The following is an 18,554-nucleotide window of genomic DNA, read 5'->3' on the forward strand; positions in this document are numbered from 1 at the left end:
CATACGCATGTTAGCAGGTTCCAACGCTCCCGCGTCAAAGGTCGGGAGTGATATCGACGATTTTCCAGCCGTTAATCCACACCTCGGCGACCACGTTCATCTCCAGCTTGATACGGAAGTCGAACAGGTCCTCACGGTCGAGGTCCTCCTGGGTCGCAAGCGCGGGATTCTCCATGATGGCTTCGATGAGCGACTTGCGGTAGATATCGGTATTCTGCTCCTTGTCGTGCACCACCAGCATGGACTGGCACGAGCGGTCGGCCATCAGTCGAAGCATCGACATCGTCTGCCGGCTCTCCTGCCCCGCATCGGTGCGGTCGTAGGGAGTATATGTCAGAGTGAGGGCTCCATCCCCCAGCGTATTGTCGGCGTTGTAGCGTCCGTTGGCCGAGGTGCAGTAGACCTCGAACCGGTCGTCAGCCCGACCTGCGGCAGAACCGTCGGTCGTATTTCCGGGTGTCGTATCGACCAGCGTGACACGCACGTCACTCGTATTCTTGGTCAGCGACACGGTATAGGTGTTGCTCCGCGTATAGTCGGAGACCACCCCTGTGATGATGCCGTGGTACAAATCATCCACGTCGGAGTCCACGGCAGGCTCACCGTCGACGCGGTATTTCAACATGAAATTCTCGATTCGGGTCACACCGGCCTCCGGTGCGGAGAAATCGGACGTGGAGTTGTCCCCCACGATGTAGTCACCCAGAGGTCCGGCCCACACCACGAGCGTATAGACGCCGTCGGGCAGCGGCAGCACCATCCGGTAGTCGTTGGTCAGATGTTCGCCCGCGTCGGAGTATGAACCGACGAATATTCCATTCTCGTCGAAGGCGTAGGTCGTCACCTTGTCGACCTCGGAGCCGAAGAGGTTCTCCTGCTCGCTGTTCAACGAATATTCGTACACCACGCCGACCCCGGGGCGGCAGCCCGAAAGGTCCTCCCTGATGCACCCCGCCGCACCCGACAGCAGCAGCGTCAGGGCGAGTCCGGTTATTTTACATCTCATTGACATTCGTGCGAATCTTAATGTGAAGCTTTTTTTGAAAAAGGGTGCGGAGCGGAGCTCGCCGCTCCGCACCCCGTATGACACAGGCAGAAAGGATGGACTACAACTCGGGAGTAATCTCCTCGACGTTCCACTTCAGCACCTCAACGGTAGCCGTAACGTACTTGGCCTCGATACCCGGCTGCGGGGTCAGGTTGTCGGTCGAGAACTGGATGTTGCTGATGCGGTAAATCGTACCCGGCTCGAAGTTGGTCACAGGGTCACCCGACTTGTTGAAGGTCAGCACCTCGACATACTGGTTGTTCTCCGTGATGTCGTCGGTATCGAGCACGTTGCGACGGGTAACCGTCTCGAGGTGGAGCACGATGTGCGAAGCCTCACCGGCTGCTACGGCATAGTCCCAGTAGGTGTGGCCCTCGGGAGCAACCTCTGCATTGACACCCTGAAGCTGAGCCGTGGTTGCGGGCGTGAACTCGGTGCACATGTAATCCGTGAACGTCGGCGTGGTCGACCAGTCGAGGTCAATCATCGTATCACCCTCACCTGCGATGGTGGCGTTCTGGTAGTAGTGGTCTACATAGATGCCCTTGAGCGTGAAGCCCTTCACGTCACCGGCAACGATGGCGTCGCCCTGAGCAGGCTTCGACGAGACCTTGGCAATCTGGATGCGGGCTACGCTCGGAGCAATCTGAACCGAGGTCTTGTAGTGGTTGGCACCGGCGTCGGGGTCAAGCTCGAAGGCCGTCGTGTTCGAGCCATAGAGGATGGCGCCTGCGATGGTCTGGTTCTCGAGCGAGAAGAGCGTTCCCTCAACGGTGCTGATGTTCGCACCCTTGGTGGCCGTAATCTCGGCTACGCCCTGGGCGTTGGCTACAACGTAGAGCTTCTGAGCGCTGGTCGAAACCTCATAGGGGCCATAAGAAGCCTTGGTCGAAGCCTCGTCAAAGTCCTCAGTAATCACGCCGCTCGACGTAGTGAAGATGAACTTCAGGTTGTTGGCAACCGGCGTATCCTCAGCGTCGGCGAAGGCACGCGTCAGAGCCGCGTTCTTCACGACAATCGAGACCTTCTTCACTTCACCCGTTCCCGGCTCGCCACCGACGTTCTCCTCGCTGGAGCAGGAAGCCATCATGGCAACAGCCATGATTCCGAATAAAATTTTCTTCATAACTTGATAAATTAAAGGTTGTTGTAAATTATTGTTTGTTTGGTTTACTGCAGGCTTGCATCCCCCTTCGCGGCCGATGGCCGGCATGTGTTCCACACCTTTCGGCCGGGGAGGCTCAGGTCTTGTCAATAGTTTTCGATTTGCTTCAGATTCTCACGCACCAGCTCCGCCTCGGCGGGGTCGCCCTCGGCAAGGGCACGGGAGAACCACTCGCGCGCCTTCTCTTCCTGCTGCTGCATCATCAGGCTCACGCCGATGGCGTTGAAGGCCCGCGGGTCGGACTCCACCTCACGCAGCATCTCGCGCGCCTCGGCATAGCGGCCCTCGCGGATGAGCGCCATGGCACGGTTGATGGTGTCGGCAGCCGTATCCTCCAGCACGTCGTAGTAGACCGAAATGTAGCAGGCGTTGCGCAGCTCGGGGAAGAAGTGCTTCATCATGTAGCGGTAGGGATTGCCCGCACGCAACCCCATCAGCTGGTGGTTGCGCCCCTTCTCGGCCGGCACGTTGTCGATGATGTCGAGCACCTCGTCGCGGTACTGCATGTCGGAGGCCTCGACCTTGCGGCGCAGCCCCTCCCAGTTGATGGCGCCGTTGATGAGCTCGAAATTCTCGCGCTTCAGCTCCGGAAGCTGCTGCATCAGGTAGTCGCGCAGCGCTTCGGCACGTCCCTGGCTCAACTCGATGTTAAGCTGCAGACGACCCTCGGGCGAGGCGTATCCCGACAGCTCGATTCGGTTCAGCCGACGGTCGGGGTCGTCGAGCACCGTATTCAGCGCCGCCATAATCTCCTCGAGCGTTGCGGCATTGTCGAAGGCGTCGACGTCGATAGAGGTGCTGGCCACCTCGTAGTGGATGACCATGTCGCGCTTCGAAAAGAGCCAGCGGCGGTTGGCCTCCTTCAACTGCGGGGCACGACGCGCCTCGAACGGCATGGCGGGGTCGGGCTCCTCGTAGACCTTCACGTCGGCCAGTTCGACCTGACGACCCAGCGGCGTGCTTTCACCGCACCCCTCGCAGCGCTGGCCTACGCCGAGCGACAAATCCTTCATCCACCGCTCGTAGGGGACCGTGCAGCTGTAGACCAACTCCTCGCCCGCCTCGACGCGGTTGGCATCGGGCGCCTCGCCGCGCTCGCCGCGGAGCAGCCGCTCCTGACGGTCGCGGAGCATCCGGCGATGGCCGACCACCTCGGCTTCGGGCAGACGGAGCGTATCGTCGCCGTCGAACAGATAGGGCGAAAGCACCGTCTTGAAGTTGCGGGCGGGGGTCCGCTTGTCGGACTCCACCGTGAAACGTACGGTAATCTGCTGGCGGTTGCGCTCAATCCGCTGCTCGGAGAGCTCAACCCGGTTCTGGCTCCAGGCAAGCAGGGGAAGGAGCACCCATGCCGCACCGATGGCATACTTGAGCGTCTTCATCACTTAATCATGTAAATTAACGAAATGCCGAGCTTCGTCGGTCCGAAATAGTGCTTGGTGCCCGCCTCGCGGAACGGTCCGCAGGTCACGCAGTCGTAACGCTTGTAGTCGAAATAGACATACCCCACGCCGATGGTCGCCTCGAGGTTCCAGCGGCGGCCCAGAATCCAGGAATAGCCGTAGGAGATACCCACGCCGGCGCCCCAGCCCTGATAGCGGTTGTCGCCCGAGGTATTGATGAGCGGAATGTGCACCGCACTTATATTATATTCGCCGTAACCGGCATGTACGCCGAAGAAGTGTCCCTGAAAGCGTTCGCAGAGCCAGTAGCGGAACTCCGGCTTGACCAGGAAGTGCTTCACCTTGCGGTTTTTGTCGCTGTTGAGCGTCCAGGGGTTGTATCCACCCGAAATGTCGAGCGTCGTTTTCTTTCCGAGCCCGAACTCAAATCCGGCATTGGGAGTCGTCGTCGCCCAATAAAGCAAATTGGTTTTAACGGCCACCTTCTCCACGCGCGTAGAGCGCTCCGTCTGCTGGGCCTTCACCGCGTGAAGCCCGCCGCATAACACCGCAAAAAGGAAAATGGACAGAATTTTTTTCATATACCCTTTTCGAAAAGTTAGCTGCCCCCGATGGAACAACGTTCTATCGGAGGTACTTTCGTGAGGGCAAAATTATAAATCCGTTTACTCAATTCAGAGGAAAAACGACAATGATTTGGTTCCATTTTAGCAGTAAAAAGGCCAAAATGGTACCGTAAAAACAAGGTGATTCCAAAAAGACAAAAAACTACTCTCTGACAGCGACCGGAGAATGGCGGCGGACATACTCCATGGGGGTCATCTCTTCGAAGCGGGAGAAATTGCGGAAAGCCGTGGTTTTGGACCGGAAACCTACGGCTCGAAAGCCCTGCTCGAGAGACTCAACCCTGCCCAATCCGACCAGACGTTTGAACTCCCGGATGCGGTAGTAGCCGACATACTCCTTGAAGCCGGCATACCCGGCCTCACGGATTGCCTGGGCCAGCGAAGTGCGGTTGGTATAGAGCATTGAAACGACATCGGCCAGCGTGAGTTCGGGATTCCGCCACGGTTCGTCGTGCTGCATGTAACTCTCCAGACGCGCATAGAGCGGACTTATCGATTTGGGCTCCGGAACGGCTCCGGGCTGCACGGGGGTGTCAGCTCCCGTTTCAGAGGCGGATTCAGAGGCTGGAAGCGGCCCGCATCCGTCCGCACAATCAGCTGACAAAGAATCCGTTACAGACTCAAAAGAGGTATTTACGCCCGGGGGGGGGGAATTTTTCCGCCCCGAAGCATTCGTGCACGCCGAAAAGCACCAGATAGACCAGCACACTGTCGAAAAGCAGGAAGTAGAGCTGCACGCCGAGCTGCGAAGGCATCGAACCGTCGAGAAAGACAAAGAGGTATGCGGGAATGAACCCAAGGCACCCCACCGCATAGACCCGTGCACAGGCCGAGTGCTTCTCGACGGCTACACGACACAGAATCCGGAACGACCGGATGGCATACCAGGGAATCGGCAGAAACATCAACAGACGCAGCCAGACGTCGGGGCGCGAAAGCACGCTCCACAGCGAAACGTCGAACTCCAATTCATGAAACTGCACCCCCGACAGACGGGCTATCAGATAGAGAAACAGCGGGAAGAGCCCTGGCAGAAGGACGCTCACCGAATTCCGGAACACGGTCCGGGGCGAGGTAAACCAGATTCGGGGCACCATGCAGAGTACCATGGTGACATATCCGCTCATGAGCGCCGGGCGCAAATCGAGCGGATGCAGCACAAGGCCGAAAGCCCACAGCTTGAGCAGAAAGAAGGCCGCCAGAAGCGCCATGAGCAGCGCAAGCGCCTGCATCTTCACATTCCCGCGGGCGCGAAGCCACAACACGCAGGCAAAAAGCAGATGCAGAATAAAGACAAAATGAGCTATGGAGTAAAATACCTTTGCGAACATAGCCACGAAAAAGTTCCATTTCGTCCGATTTTTACCGCTCCACGCTCATCTCCCGCATCGGACAGTTCATCCCTTCAAACGATTCCGTCTTACGAATATAAGACAAACTATTCAAAAAAACAAGTTTTGGTCTGTTAAAAATCAAAAAATCCCCCCCCCTCAATTTTTTAATACATTGATTTTCAATGTATTAAAAAATAATCGTCGTGACAAGAGCAAAAACGCGCCGAATTCACGTACCAAATTTCGCCCCAAAATGAACATGGCCGGAATCGTATACATTTATCATTATTGCCATCCATTTTCTCAAAAAAAATTGTTATCTTGGAAAGTTGAAAAGGGCGTCACCCGTCCCGAAACGGCGGGCGGGGCGCTCCAAAACCGGCCGAATCATGACTCCTCGTATCTTTCCACTTGCGAAACTCTGCCTGGCAGCCGTACTGCTGCTGGCTGCAACGAATTCGGGATGCATCCGTGACAACGACGACGACATCGCCGCGACGACGCTCGTCGGCGACGGTGAGCCCGCCCCGGACTTCACCGTCGAGATGCTTGACGGCACGTCGACGACCCTCTCGTCGCTGCGGGGCGAGGTTGTGCTGCTCACCTTCTGGAATACGTGGTGTCCCGAGTGCGGGCGCGAGATGGCGGAGGTTCCGCAGGAGCTCGCCCGACGCTTCGGCGGGAGGAAGTTCCTCTTTCTGCCCGTTGCCCGCGAGGAGAGCACAGAGACGGTCGGGGCCTTTGCCTCCACGCAAGGCTATGACTTCCCCATCGGCGTCGACCCCGACGGAAGCATCTACGGCCTCTATGCCACGCGCTATGTGCCGCGCAACATCCTCATCGACCCCGACGGCACGGTGGTAGCCAGCCGTGCGGGCTACTCGCCCGAGACGTTTGCCGAGCTGACCGCCCTCATCGAACAGCTGCTCCGGTAGGCTGCCCCGAACAGAGCGGCCTTCGCCCGCATACCCTCAACCCCGCTTTTCCGCCCCAGCATGCGTGGATGGCGTAAAGGGGGGAGACCCCGGGCGGGCCCCACGTCTTTCACGAAGACGGCTGGGACCAGCTCCACTGCTTCCGTTGCGCTGCGGCACAGATGTTGCGTGAATCGGGCAAACACCTTATATCCGATTCACACACCATGAAAACAACTCGATTTACGGGAATGCTCTCCCTGCTTGCGGCAGCGGCGCTGCTGCTCGGCGGATGCTCCAAGACAACCATCACCATCGACGAAGGGGGCAACACCTCCTCGCAAGGCTCCTCCGGCTCGTCGGACGACGGTACCGCTGCGGCCGACAACCTCGTGGGGTTCCACGCCACGGTCGAAAGCATCAACATGACCCGCTCGATGTCCCCCATTGCCGAGGGGACCGTCGTGCGGATATTCGCCTATCACGGCGGCACGGACGAGACCCACTCCACCTCGCCGATGGCCCGCGGCACCTATACGGCCCAGCAGGCCGGCATGCTGACGGGGCAGAGCGGCTACAAGATGTACCTGAGCAACGGCACCTTCGACTTCTACGCCGTCTCGACGAACAACGACCTGGTGCCGCCGACCTTCCAGATGGGCACCTCGGTGGCGCTCTCCAACGGCGTGGACTACCTCTGGTGGGGGTGCGCCGACTATGAAATCGACGGTTCGCAGGTGACCGTGCCGATTGTGCTGAACCACTCGGCCACGCAGGTATGCTTCGAAATCCAGGCCGGCACGGGGGTCGTGCTGCAATCCATCGCTTCGGCAACCATCACCGTGCCGCAGCCGGGCGCCAGCATGGACCTGACCACCGGCATCATCACCCCCGCCACGGAATACGCCACGCAGCCCGCCGCGATGGGCATCAACGGCATGAAGCTCCAATATACGATGCTGCCGCTGCAGACCACCTCGCCGATGACGCTCACGCTGACGCTCAACATGAACTACGACCCCACGCCCCACGTCTACACCGTCCAGGTTCCCGTACCCGACGGGGAGCTCCAGGCCGGAAATTCCTACCAGTATCTGGCCGTCATCGACGCCAACACGGTCACCTTCCCCTCGGTCGGCGTCACCGACTGGGTCGATGTCGACGAGACGGGCAATCCGCTCTACCCGCACTAACCGCTGCGGAGCACCCGCCACACGACGGTCCCCTGCTTCGGCGGTCCGGACCGCCGGCACGCCGAAGCTCCGAGTGCATACCATACCGCGCCGACAGCTGCCCGGACAGGGCGGCCGTCGGCGCATTGTGCATTCCCCGCGGGCAAGCGGAGGCCGATGGGTCGCGACAAGGTGTGCAGCCGGAAGACGGTGCCGGAACTCCGAGACATCAAGCATCGGGCTGCCGGAGCGTCGAAGCGTCGAAGCGTCGGGCGTCGGGCTGTCGGGACACCGGGGCTTCTTTGGAAGATGCAAAGGTCCGGCTCTCAGGGCAATTTATTTGCATTTCTCGGGAATATGAGCTACTTTTGCCGGGTATCGGCCGACCGTCCGCCCCCCCGACGGATAACCCCCTCCGATACGCCTCCGCACCTGCGCGGAGCCATCCGAACCCAATTGTTCAACCGAACGAAAACGATACGTCCGCAGTGCGTCTGCCGGCCGGAACCCGTCCCGAAGAGTCTGCTCACGGGCAAAAACGGCCGCCGCATTCTTTCCGCCTGGCGGTAAAGCGGATGCCCCGTTTTCGGGCAGAAACCGCAACCCAATGAAAATCGCAATCGTAGGAACCGGATACGTGGGACTGGTCTCGGGCGCATGCTTCGCCGAGATGGGACTCGACGTCACCTGCGTGGACACCAACCGTGAAAAAATCGACAGCCTGCTGCAGGGCGTCATTCCGATTTACGAGCCGGGGCTCGACGAGCTCGTCGCACGCAATGTCGGCGCAGGCCGGCTGCACTTCACCACCGACCTCTGCTCGTGCCTCGACCAGGTAGAGGTGGTCTTCTCGGCGGTCGGCACCCCGCCCGACGAGGACGGTTCGGCCGACCTCAAGTACGTGCTCGAGGTGGCCCGCACCTTCGGCCGCAACATCCGCAAATACACGCTGCTGGTGACCAAGAGCACGGTGCCCGTCGGCACGGCCCGCAAAATCAAGGCCGTCATCCGCGAGGAGCTCGGCCGCCGCGGCTGCGACGTGGAGTTCGACGTCGCCTCGAACCCCGAATTTCTCAAGGAGGGTGCCGCCATCAAGGACTTCATGTCGCCCGACCGCGTGGTGGTGGGCGTCGAGAGCGAGCGGGCGCGCACGCTCATGTCGAAGCTCTACCGTCCCTTCCTGATTAACAACTACCGCGTGCTGTTCATGGACATCTCCTCGGCCGAGATGACCAAATATGCCGCCAACGCCATGCTGGCCACGCGCATCTCGTTCATGAACGACATCGCCAACCTCTGCGACCACGTGGGCGCCGACGTGGAGATGGTCCGCAAGGGCATCGGCGCCGACGCACGCATCGGCACCAAGTTCCTCTATCCGGGCTGCGGCTACGGAGGCTCCTGCTTCCCGAAGGATGTCAAGGCGCTTGCCCACACGGGGCGCGAATACGGCTACACGATGGAGGTCATCGAGGCGGTCGAGCGGGTCAACGAACGGCAGAAGTCGATTGTCTACGAGAAGCTCTGCAAGGCGCTGGGCGGCGAGCTGAAGGGGCGTACCGTGGCGCTGTGGGGACTCGCCTTCAAGCCCGAGACGGACGATATGCGCGAGGCTCCGGCGCTGGTGGTTATCGACCGTCTGCTCAAGGCGGGAGCAACCGTGCGGGTCTACGACCCGGTGGCGATGGACGAGTGCCGACGCCGCATCGGCGAGCAGGTCATCTACACCCGCTCGATATACGAGGCGGCCGAAGGGGCCGACGCCGTGGCGCTGATGACCGAATGGAAGCAGTTCCGCATGCCGACCTGGTCGCGGCTGCACGAGGCGATGCGCGACAACATCCTGGTCGACGGGCGCAACATCTTCGACAAGCAGGAGGTCATCGCCGAGGGGTTCCGCTACTACGCAATCGGCAAATAGCCGGCCCCGTGCCGGCGACCCGGCGCGAACATGGTGCCGGGCGGAAGGCAGGAGGCAGGAAGCGGAAGGGCTGCCGGACCGAAGCCGGAAGAGACCCGGAACACATAAAGAGCGTGGGCAAGACCTGTTGGTCTTGCCCACGCTCTCTTTTTGCATATTACGGATAGACGGCTCCCGGAGCCTTGCGTGCTACTGCCCGTCATCCTCCCCGCGGGTGAGCCACTCGGGGGTCAGACGCGTGAAGTAGATTTCGAAGCCGCGCTCCCAGTTGCCCACCTCGGTCAGAAGGCCGATATCGCCGTCGGGCAGCACCGTGAGCGACGAATAGCCGGCATCACCGCTCCAGACGCTCCGCCGCACGGGCCACGTACGCCCCTCGTCGTAGCTGAGCAGCACCGAGACGTTGCGCCGCTCGACCGAATCGAGCGGAATCGAGTGCAGCATCCGATTGCGCCGGGCACCCTCGACGCGCAGCGTATAGCGCACGATATCGCCGTTGCAGGCGGGCGAAGGCATATCCTCCCACCGCTGCGGCTCGCTCCACGTCGCGCCGCGGTCCGCAGAAAGGGCATACTTGCGCCGCCCCTTGGCCGGATTGCGGATGCTCATCAGCCAGCTGCCGTCGGCCCGCTCGACGAGCTTCGCCTCGTCGCCGTTCATATCGACCGGCGTGGGCAGCAGGCGCCAGCTGCGGCCGCCATCCTCCGACATACAGACATAGTTGACCAGCGGCGGGGCCTCGCGTCCCGTACGGGCCGCCACGACGAAGAGCAGCGTCCCGTCGCGCAGCTGCAGCGCACGCCCCGAGGCGGCAAAGGCGCCGTACCACCCCCGCGAGAGGGGATTTGCGCAGGCCGCGCCCCACAGTTGGGGCGTGATGCATTCGGGCGCGGACCACGTCTGCCCAAAATCGCCGCTCCGGCAGATGTTGATGTCAATCGGCGCCTCGGGCGTCGACTCCCACAGCCCGCGCCCCGAGGCGAAGATGCAGAGCAGCTCGCCCGAGCGGGCATCGCTCACCAGCGCCGCATCGCCGTAGCCGCAGTCGCCGCGGTGTTCGGCAATCGGAATGACGGAGGACCAGGTACGGCCCCCGTCGGTGCTGCGCCGCGCCACGAGGTCGATTTTGTTGGGCAGGTCGCCCATCGACTCGAGCCGGCGGTCGGCCACGGCCACCAGCGAGCCGTCGTCGGCCGTCACCAGCGCCGGAATGCGGTAATACTTCGAACCACCGTCGCCGGGGGCGAAGAGGAGCGTGCTCACGGGCTCTTCGGGAGCCCCGGCACAGCCGCCGCACCCCAGCACGAGGGCGGCAAGCAGGATTCCGGACAAAATCTTCATCGCGTTCATCGCGGACGTGGAGGGTCAACGGCCACCGAGGGCGCTACTTGCGGACCTTGACAATAATCTTGCGAATCGACCCCTCGCCCACCATCGGAGCGTGGGCATCCTCGGGCAGCAGAATCGTGAACTGCCCCGGACGCAGCGTATAGTAGCACTGCGGCTCGTCGTCGTAGAAGCGGATGTCCTTCTCGGTGTCGAACTCGCCCAGCGGCTTGCGCACGTCGGCGCGGGGGCTCCAGCCGAAGGCCTCACGCTCGCCGCGGATGAGCACCTGGATGTCGATGTAGGCGTTGTGCACCTCGAGCTTGGCATCCACGGGACGCTTCAGCTCGACGTCCATCACGTTGACGTAAATATCGCGGCCGTCGAGTTCGTGGGTACCCGGTTCGATGGTCGTCCAGTCGATGCGGGCAATGTGTTCGAAGGCCCGGGCCATGCGGGGCGAAAGCGCGTTGTAGAGGGCGCTGTTCTGCAGTGTGTCGAGAATCATATCGGTTTGGTTTTAGTCGTTTTCATCGTTTCGCCTGAGGCGCACGACCACCGGCAGGTGGTCCGAATAATCGACCTGGGGCACCTCGTAGGAGAGGGGCTCAAGTCCGTCGGACGTGAGCACGTAGTCGATGCGCAGCGTGTTGAAGAAGCCCTGGAAGGTATAGGAGTAGCCGCGGCCGCAGCTGCGGAAGGCGTCGGTCAGCCCGCGCGCCATGCGGCGGTAGACGTACGACATGGGGGTGTCGTTGAAGTCGCCGCAGACAATCATCCGGTAGGGCGTCGCCGCCATCACGCTGCGAATCGTATCGACCTGCTCGGCCCGCAGCACGCTGTTGCGGCACAGGCGGGAGAGGATGCTGCGGATTTTCTCCTCGCGCGCCGTATCCGAAACGTAGCGGTGCGTGGTGAGGTATTTGGCGTCGTGCACCGTGATTTCGGTCGAATGGAGGTGGTTGTTGAAGACCCGGACGGTATCCTCACCCACCAGCAGGTCGGCCCAGATGGAGGTGCGGGGGATGATGGTCCCCGAGCGCAGAATCCGGTAGCGGCTCAGGATGGCCTGCTGGCTGCCCCGCTCCGCGCGGTTCTGCTCCTCGGTGCGGTTGCCGAGCGTCATGCGGTAGCGGCCGGCCAGCTGCGAGAAGGCCTCGCTCTCGGCCGCCTTCCGGTGGTCGAACTCCTGCAGGCAGATGATGTCGGGCTCCTGCTCGCCCAGAAGGCCGGCGATAGGCCCCTCCTGCCACCCCACTTTGGGATAGTAGAAGCCCCGGATGTTGTAGGAGAGCACCTTGAAGGCATCGCGGCCGTACTCCTCGGTCTCGTAGGCGCGGCGGAACTCGGGCTTGTAGTAGAGCCCCAGCCGGAAGAGCCCCGCCACGACGCAGACGAGCAGCATTCCGGCGCGTCCCCACCGCCAGCGGATGACCCAGTAGAGGGCCAGCAGCACGGTGGCGACGTAGGTCAGCGGCGCACCCAGCCCCAGAATCGGGAAAAACCGCGAGCCCGCCGGGTGGACGTAGGGCGCACACAGCGTCAGCACCATCGCCACGACGGCCAGATAGGCCAGCACCGTCATCACGACATCGAGCAGCAGCATCACCGCACCGCGGCGGCTCCGCTTGCGGCCGTTGCCGCTCCGGTATTCATCGTAATATTCGGACATACTCCGCAGGGTTGAACATCAGAAATCAGAAATAGATGTTTCCGCGCCGCTTCCAGTAGTGGAGCAGCAGGAATCCCCACAACATGCCTCCCACGTGGGCGAAATGGGCCACGTTGCCGCCGTAGCCGGTCCAGCCCAGGAAGAGCTCGATGACGCCGTAGATGATGACGAACCACTTGGCCTTCATCGGGATGGGCGGGATGAGCAGCACAATCATCGCGTTGGGATGCATCACGCCGAAGGCGAGCAGCAGCCCCATGACGGCACCCGAGGCGCCGACCAGCTGGATGTAGTATTCGCCCGAGGCCCATGCGGCGAGCATCTGGATGAGCGCCGCGCCGATGCCGCAGACCATGTAGTAGACCAGGAAGCGGCGCGAGCCGAGCTCGTACTCGAGTGTGCGGCCGAACATCCACAGCGCAAACATGTTGAAGAAGACATGCTCGAAGTTGGCATGCAGGAACATGTAGGTGACGAACTGGTAGGTGTGGAAGAGCGGGTTGCCCACCCAGAAGAGCGAGCCGAAGCCGAAAATCCACTTCCCCAGCGGCAGCAGCGCCGTGGCCATGTAGACCAGCACGTTGATGATTATCAGATTGAGCACCACGGGGGGTGTCTGGAAAGTGCGGTTCATAACGGAAAATCTCTTTTACTTCTCTAACGTTGTCCAGCCTCGGGAAGCGCATCAACGCCGTGCCGGGCCGCCATGCAAAGGTAACAAATTATCGGCGAAGTCACCCGAGCCGCGCGCGAATATCTTCGGCCGTGAACTCGGCCATGATGCGCTTGCCCGAGGGGGTAAAGCTAGGGTTGCCGCACGCCGCAAGGCGGTCGAGCAGCGCCTGCACCTCCTCCCGGGCAAAGGAGGCCTTCGCCCCGCGCGTTGCGCTGCGGGCCATGACGGCGGCCACCTTTTCGCGCCGGGCGTCAGCCGCCCCCACCGGCGTGTCGAACTGCTGCAGCAGCTCGTAGAGCAGCATGTCGACCCCTTCGGCCGAAATCTCGGCCGGGAGCCCCTTGACGTCGATGGAGCCGCCGCCCCCGAAGTCGAGGTCGAAGCCCAGCGCCGCCACCTCGACCGAATGCTCCTCGAGCAGCGCATACTCCTCCTCCGAGAGGAGCAGATGCTCGGGGAAGAGCAGCTGCTGGCTGGGCGCCGCACCCGAGCTCAGCGTCGCCAGATAGTATTCGTAGAGCACCCGCTCGCGGGCACGCCGCAGGTCGACTGCCACCAGCCGTCCGCCGTACGAGGCGGCGGCGTATCCGCCCGCCAGCGGAATGGCCCCGGCAAAGGCGGGCGCCCCGCCGTCGAGCTGAAGCTGCTGCTGCTCGCCCACCGACGAGGAGACGAACTCCAGCTCGCTCTCCTCCTCCCCTGCGGTGCCCTGCTCACTCGGCGAGACGATGTCGTCGAACTCCTCGGCCGAGGCTCCGCCGTCGAATGCGTCAAAAGCGGTGGCACCCGGCGAAAGGCTCCGCCAGGGGGCCGCATCGGCCTCGTCCGGCTCCCCAGCCGGGCCGGCATCGGAAGGACGGAATGCCGGAATGCCGGCACCGCCCGGCTGCCGGGCTCCGGCGCGCGGCGCGAAGGAGGCGGCGCTGTCGGCCACCTCCGTCGAGGCGTCGGGCACCGTATAGGGGACATCGAAGCCCGTGAACTCCTCGTTGGGGTCGGGAGCCGTCGGGTCGATGTAGGATTCGCGGAAGGGGTTGTAGTCGAGGTTCGACTGCGCGGGGGGTTCGCTGTAGAGCGCGCCGCGGCGCAGCACCGGAATCTCGACCGTACGGTCGCTGTCGAAGTCCATCATCGGCACGGCGCCCGTCTTGGCGAGCGTCTCGCGCACGGCAGCGTTGATAATCTGCCATACGGCCTCCTCGTCGGCGAACTTCACCTCGGTCTTCTGCGGATGGACGTTCACGTCGATGCGCGCCGGGTCAACCGTCAGGTAGAGGAAATAGGAGGGCGCGCAGTTGCCGGGGATGAGCTTCTCGTAGGCCTTCATGATGGCGCTGTAGAGGTAGCTGCTCTTGAAGTAGCGGCCGTTGACGAAGAGGAACTGCTCCGTATTGCGCTTCTTGGCGGCAGCCGGCTGGCCGATGAAGCCCTCGACCGAGGCGATTGAGGTGTCGGCCGAGACCTCCAGCAGATTCTGCTTGATGTGGCGCCCGATGACGTCGACAATGCGCGTGGCGAGCGTCGCCGCCCTCAACCGGTAGAGCGGGGCGTCGTTGGAGTAGAGCTCGAAGGCGACCTGCGGATTGCAGAGCGCCACGCGCTGGAATTCGGCCTTGATTTGGTTCGACGACGTAGTGCTCTTCTCCAGGAAGCGGCGCCGCGCCGGCACGTTGTAGAAGAGGTTGCGCACGAAGAACTGCGACCCCACGGGGCAGGCCACGGGCTCCTGCGAAACGAAGACGCCGCCGTTGATTTCGGTGCGCGTACCCACCTCGTCGCCCTCCTGGCGCGTGCGCAGCTCGACCTGCGAGACGGCCGCAATCGAGGCGAGCGCCTCGCCGCGAAATCCGAAGGTGTGCAGCGCATAGATATCCTCGACCGAACGGATTTTGCTCGTCGCATGGCGGTCGAAGGCCATGCGGGCATCGACGGGCGACATGCCGCAGCCGTTGTCGACAATCTGAATCAGGTCGCGGCCGCCGTCGCGGAAGTTGACCTTCACCTCCGTGGCTCCGGCATCGATGGCATTCTCCATCATCTCCTTCACCACCGAAGCGGGGCGGTTGACCACCTCGCCGGCCGCAATCTGGTTGGCGACAACCTCGGGCAGAAGTCTGATTTTGTCTGCCATCCGTCTACTCCTCCCCCTGATAATCGTTCGGCACCACCGTGATGGGCTGCGCCTGCCACTCCACGTCGCTCACACCGCGCTGGTCCAGCTCATTGGCCGGCCGGCGCTGCTCGACAACCTGCTCCTGACGCTCGCGGGCCGAGCCCTGCACCCACAAGAAGAGGCGGGCCAGACGCGGGAAGAGCAGCACGATGATGAGCAGCATGACGACCACGCCGAGTATCATCTTCCAAATCTGGCGGCGGCCCGACCGCTCCTCCTCGGAACGGCGTGCGGCACGTGCCTCGCGCTGCGTGCGAATCAGCTGGCCGGGGCGGTACTCGCGCTCCTCGTCCTCCGACCGTTTGCCGAGCAGTTCGGCACGGCGCTGCTCGCGGGCCTCCTTTTCGGGGTCGTAGTAGCGCGGTATGTAGTTGAATTTGTTCGGATGCTTCTTGTAGGGACCGAAACCGGACATAGCTTCAAGTGTTTGGTGGTTGCACAAAAAAGGGAAAAATCCGCCCCTTTACCCGGTAAAGGTACGAATTTTTCCCGCCATTTATTATCCGCTAACGGAAGAAACTCTTCATCCGCTCGAAGATATTCTGATTTTTGACCGATTCGGCCTTCTGGAACGAAGGCTGCTGGGCCAGCTGCTCGACCAGGCGCTTCTCCTCGGAGGTGAGCTTCGAGGGGATGGTGATGTCGACCACCACCAGCTCGTCGCCGCGGCCGTAGCCGTTCACGTCGGGCAGACCCTTGCCCGCCAGACGCAGCACCTTGCCCGCATGGGTTCCCGGCGCAATCTTGATTTTGGCGCGGCCGCCCACGGTCGGCACTTCGACCGTACCGCCCAGCAGGGCCGTCGTCACCGTGATGTTCAGGTTGTGAATCAGGTCGTTGCCGTCACGCGTCAGTTCGGGGTCCGGCTCCTCCTCGATGAGCACCTGCAAATCGCCGTTCACGCCGCCCTGGCGTGCCGCATTGCCCTTGCCCGAGACGGTGAGGACCATGCCCTCGCCCACGCCGGCCGGAATCTTGATTTCGACCACCTCCTGACCGCGCAGCGTCCCTTCGCCCTTGCACTGGTCGCACGCGGCCGTGATGACCTTGCCCGTACCGCCGCACGTGGGGCAGACACCCTGCGTCTGCATGCGGCCGAAGAAGGTGTTCTCGACGCGCGTCACATAGCCCGTACCGCCGCACTTCGAGCAGGTTGCATAGGAGTTGGCATCCTTGGCACCCGTGCCGCCGCACTTGTCGCACGCTACGGTCTTGTTGATTTTGAGCTTCTTGGTCACGCCGTTGGCAATCTCCTCGAGCGTCAGCTTGACCTTGATGCGGATGTCCGAGCCGCGGTTCACGCGCCGGCCGCCGCCCGTCGACGACGAGCGGAACCCTCCGCCGCCGAAGTGGCCGCCGAAGATGTCGCCGAACTGCGAGAAGATATCCTCCATCGAGAAGCCGCCGCCGCTGAAGCCGCCGAAACCGCCGGCTCCGCCGCCCGCCGCGCCGCTCATGCCGGCATGGCCGTACTGGTCGTAGCGCGCACGCTTGTCGGGATTCGAGAGCACGTCGTATGCCTCGGCCGCCTCCTTGAACTTCTCCTCGGCCTCCTTGTCGCCGGGGTTCTTGTCCGGGTGGTACTTGATGGCCGCCTTGCGGTAGGCCTTCTTTATTTCGTCTGCGTTAGCGTTCCTGGCAACGCCCAGGACCTCGTAATAATCCCTTTTCTCTGCCATGGTTCTACTCTCCTACAACAACTTTAGCGAATCGCAGCACCTTGTCGCCCAGCATGTAACCCGTCTGGACCACATCGATGACGCGACCCTTGTTCTCTTCGCCGGCCGCGAACTTGGCCACGGCCTCGTGCAAATCGGCGTCGAATTCGTTGCCCTTGGCCTCAATCTCCGTCACGCCGCGCTGACGCAGCGCCTCGGTAAACTTCTGGGCAATGAGGTTGACGCCCGCCCGCAGCGCCGCAATGTCGTCGCTCTTCTCCATCGCCTCGACGGCGCGCTGCACGTCGTCGCGCACCGGCAGCAGCGCCAGCAGCACGTCGCGACCGCCGGTCTGCACCAGCTCCATCTTCTCGCGCAGCGTACGCTTGCGGTAGTTGTCGAATTCGGCCTGCAGACGCAGGTACTTGTCGCGCCACTCGGCGATTTCGGCCTCGAGGTCGGGCTTCTGCTCCTCCTTCGCGGCCTCGGCCGACTCCTTGTCGGAAGCCTTCTTGTCGGCTGCATCCGCCTCTGACATCGTGTCATGCGCGGCCTCACCGCCGTCTGCCATATTGGCACGTGCGGACTCTTCGCCGGCAGGTTCACCGCTCGCTCCCTTGGAGCCCTCGCGGTCCTTAACCTCCTCGTTATAAACTTTTTCCTGTTCCATATATCTGTGTTTTTTCATATTTTCCGACATCTATGGCACAAAATGCATACCAAGCGGCCGAATGCGTTATCCAAGGATGAAAATGGCAGGCCGCCGGTTCAGCTCGGGACGCGGATGCGCGCGCCACTCCCCCACCGTACGGGTCTCGACCAGCTCGCCCGGCGCCGTGAGGTCGGCCGCCACCGTCAGGCGCGTCTCCGGGGCGCAGACCGTGAGCAGCTCCTCCAGCAGCTTCACGTTGCGGTAGGGCGCCTCGATGAAGAGCTGCGACTGATGCTCCGTGCGGGCCCGCCGCTCGAGCGCGCGGATGGCGCGCTGCCGTTCGGGCGCCTTGACGGGCAGATAGCCGTTGAAGGCGAACGACTGTCCGTTGAGACCCGAGGCCATCACCGCAAGGATAATCGACGAGGGGCCCACGAGCGGCACCACGCGGATGCCGCGGCGGTGGCACGCCTCGACCACCAGCGCCCCGGGGTCGGCCACGCCCGGCACGCCCGCCTCGGAAATCACGCCGGCCGAGCGCCCCTGCTCGAGCGGCCGCACCAACTCCTCGACCTCGCGGCCGGCAGCCGTATGTTCGTTCAGTTCGCGGAACTCCAGCTCGGCGATGGGGCGGGCGACGCCTGCCTTCGAGAGGAAGCGCCGCGCCGTGCGGACGTTCTCGACGATGAAGTAGTCGAGCGCATCCATCACGGCCCGGTTGGCCGCGGGAAGCACCTCCCAGGGTGCCGTTTCGTCCGAGATGGGACAGGGAATCAGATAGAGCGTGCCCTTCCGCACGGGTTGCGATGTCATG

18 protein-coding genes are annotated in these 18,554 nt (G+C 62.5%); 3 read left to right on the top strand and 15 right to left on the bottom strand.

Annotated features, from left to right (window positions below; translation table 11 throughout):
• Positions 1-34: 34 nt before the first annotated feature.
• From B5F90_RS04285 to B5F90_RS04310, 6 genes are all read right to left on the bottom strand, one after another.
• A complete protein-coding gene (locus B5F90_RS04285; protein WP_158699719.1) occupies positions 35-1,006 on the bottom strand; it encodes a FimB/Mfa2 family fimbrial subunit in 972 nt (323 codons plus the stop codon).
• Positions 1,007-1,106: 100 nt separating this feature from the next.
• The gene (locus tag B5F90_RS04290; RefSeq protein WP_162607744.1) at positions 1,107-2,174 is read right to left on the bottom strand and encodes a hypothetical protein; all 1,068 of its coding nucleotides are present in this window, start codon (positions 2,172-2,174) and stop codon (positions 1,107-1,109) included.
• A 125-nt stretch (positions 2,175-2,299) separates the two neighbouring features.
• Positions 2,300-3,598 carry a hypothetical protein gene (locus tag B5F90_RS04295; RefSeq protein ID WP_162607745.1) on the bottom strand — a complete coding sequence of 433 codons (1,299 nt, stop codon included), beginning with the start codon at positions 3,596-3,598 and terminating at the stop codon, positions 2,300-2,302.
• Positions 3,595-4,197: a DUF3575 domain-containing protein gene (locus tag B5F90_RS04300; protein ID WP_087361543.1), complete on the bottom strand. Its 603-nt coding sequence runs from the start codon at positions 4,195-4,197 to the stop codon at positions 3,595-3,597. The genes B5F90_RS04295 and B5F90_RS04300 overlap by 4 nt, the downstream gene beginning before the upstream one ends.
• 187 nt (positions 4,198-4,384) lie before the next feature.
• Complete coding sequence (locus tag B5F90_RS04305; RefSeq protein WP_087361545.1) at positions 4,385-4,702, bottom strand: hypothetical protein; 318 nt, start codon at positions 4,700-4,702, stop codon at positions 4,385-4,387.
• A 160-nt stretch (positions 4,703-4,862) separates the two neighbouring features.
• Positions 4,863-5,573: a hypothetical protein gene (locus B5F90_RS04310; RefSeq protein WP_087361547.1), complete on the bottom strand. Its 711-nt coding sequence runs from the start codon at positions 5,571-5,573 to the stop codon at positions 4,863-4,865.
• A 392-nt stretch (positions 5,574-5,965) separates the two neighbouring features.
• On the opposite strand from B5F90_RS04310, the gene B5F90_RS04315 reads away from it, so the two are divergent.
• From B5F90_RS04315 to B5F90_RS04325, 3 genes are all read left to right on the top strand, one after another.
• A complete protein-coding gene (locus B5F90_RS04315; protein ID WP_087361549.1) occupies positions 5,966-6,511 on the top strand; it encodes a TlpA disulfide reductase family protein in 546 nt (181 codons plus the stop codon).
• 206 nt (positions 6,512-6,717) lie between these two features.
• On the top strand, positions 6,718-7,683 hold the full coding sequence (locus B5F90_RS04320; RefSeq protein ID WP_162607746.1) for a fimbrillin family protein: 966 nt from the start codon (positions 6,718-6,720) through the stop codon (positions 7,681-7,683).
• Between the two features lie 586 nt (positions 7,684-8,269).
• Positions 8,270-9,583 carry a UDP-glucose/GDP-mannose dehydrogenase family protein gene (locus B5F90_RS04325; protein ID WP_087361553.1) on the top strand — a complete coding sequence of 438 codons (1,314 nt, stop codon included), beginning with the start codon at positions 8,270-8,272 and terminating at the stop codon, positions 9,581-9,583.
• A 189-nt stretch (positions 9,584-9,772) separates the two neighbouring features.
• Here the strand turns inward: B5F90_RS04325 and B5F90_RS04330 are convergent, their stop codons facing one another.
• The 9 genes from B5F90_RS04330 to B5F90_RS04370 form a co-directional block, all read right to left on the bottom strand.
• Entirely contained in the window at positions 9,773-10,924 is a 1,152-nt protein-coding gene (locus B5F90_RS04330) for a sialidase family protein (protein ID WP_162607747.1), read from the bottom strand.
• A 43-nt stretch (positions 10,925-10,967) separates the two neighbouring features.
• Positions 10,968-11,417, bottom strand: a complete 450-nt coding sequence (locus B5F90_RS04335) for a YhcH/YjgK/YiaL family protein (protein WP_087361557.1) — start codon at positions 11,415-11,417, stop codon at positions 10,968-10,970.
• A 12-nt stretch (positions 11,418-11,429) separates the two neighbouring features.
• Positions 11,430-12,581 (bottom strand): endonuclease/exonuclease/phosphatase family protein, encoded by a 1,152-nt coding sequence (locus B5F90_RS04340; RefSeq protein ID WP_087361559.1) that lies wholly within the window; start codon positions 12,579-12,581, stop codon positions 11,430-11,432.
• A gap of 25 nt (positions 12,582-12,606) precedes the next feature.
• Positions 12,607-13,215 carry a rhomboid family intramembrane serine protease gene (locus B5F90_RS04345; protein WP_087361561.1) on the bottom strand — a complete coding sequence of 203 codons (609 nt, stop codon included), beginning with the start codon at positions 13,213-13,215 and terminating at the stop codon, positions 12,607-12,609.
• 100 nt (positions 13,216-13,315) lie between these two features.
• Positions 13,316-15,388 (bottom strand): DNA mismatch repair endonuclease MutL, encoded by a 2,073-nt coding sequence (gene mutL / locus B5F90_RS04350; protein ID WP_087361563.1) that lies wholly within the window; start codon positions 15,386-15,388, stop codon positions 13,316-13,318.
• A 4-nt stretch (positions 15,389-15,392) separates the two neighbouring features.
• A complete protein-coding gene (locus tag B5F90_RS04355) occupies positions 15,393-15,845 on the bottom strand; it encodes a hypothetical protein (RefSeq protein ID WP_087361565.1) in 453 nt (150 codons plus the stop codon).
• 91 nt (positions 15,846-15,936) lie between these two features.
• Entirely contained in the window at positions 15,937-17,109 is a 1,173-nt protein-coding gene (gene dnaJ / locus B5F90_RS04360) for a molecular chaperone DnaJ (protein WP_087361567.1), read from the bottom strand.
• A 4-nt stretch (positions 17,110-17,113) separates the two neighbouring features.
• A complete protein-coding gene (locus B5F90_RS04365) occupies positions 17,114-17,758 on the bottom strand; it encodes a nucleotide exchange factor GrpE (RefSeq protein WP_087361569.1) in 645 nt (214 codons plus the stop codon).
• A gap of 66 nt (positions 17,759-17,824) precedes the next feature.
• Positions 17,825-18,553, bottom strand: coding sequence for an SAM-dependent methyltransferase (locus B5F90_RS04370; protein ID WP_087361571.1), 729 nt, complete (start codon positions 18,551-18,553; stop codon positions 17,825-17,827).
• Between the last annotated feature and the right edge of the window lies 1 nt (position 18,554).

Origin of the sequence: Alistipes sp. An31A (genome assembly GCF_002159425.1) — a bacterium.
In the GTDB taxonomy this organism is placed as follows: domain Bacteria; phylum Bacteroidota; class Bacteroidia; order Bacteroidales; family Rikenellaceae; genus Alistipes; species Alistipes excrementigallinarum.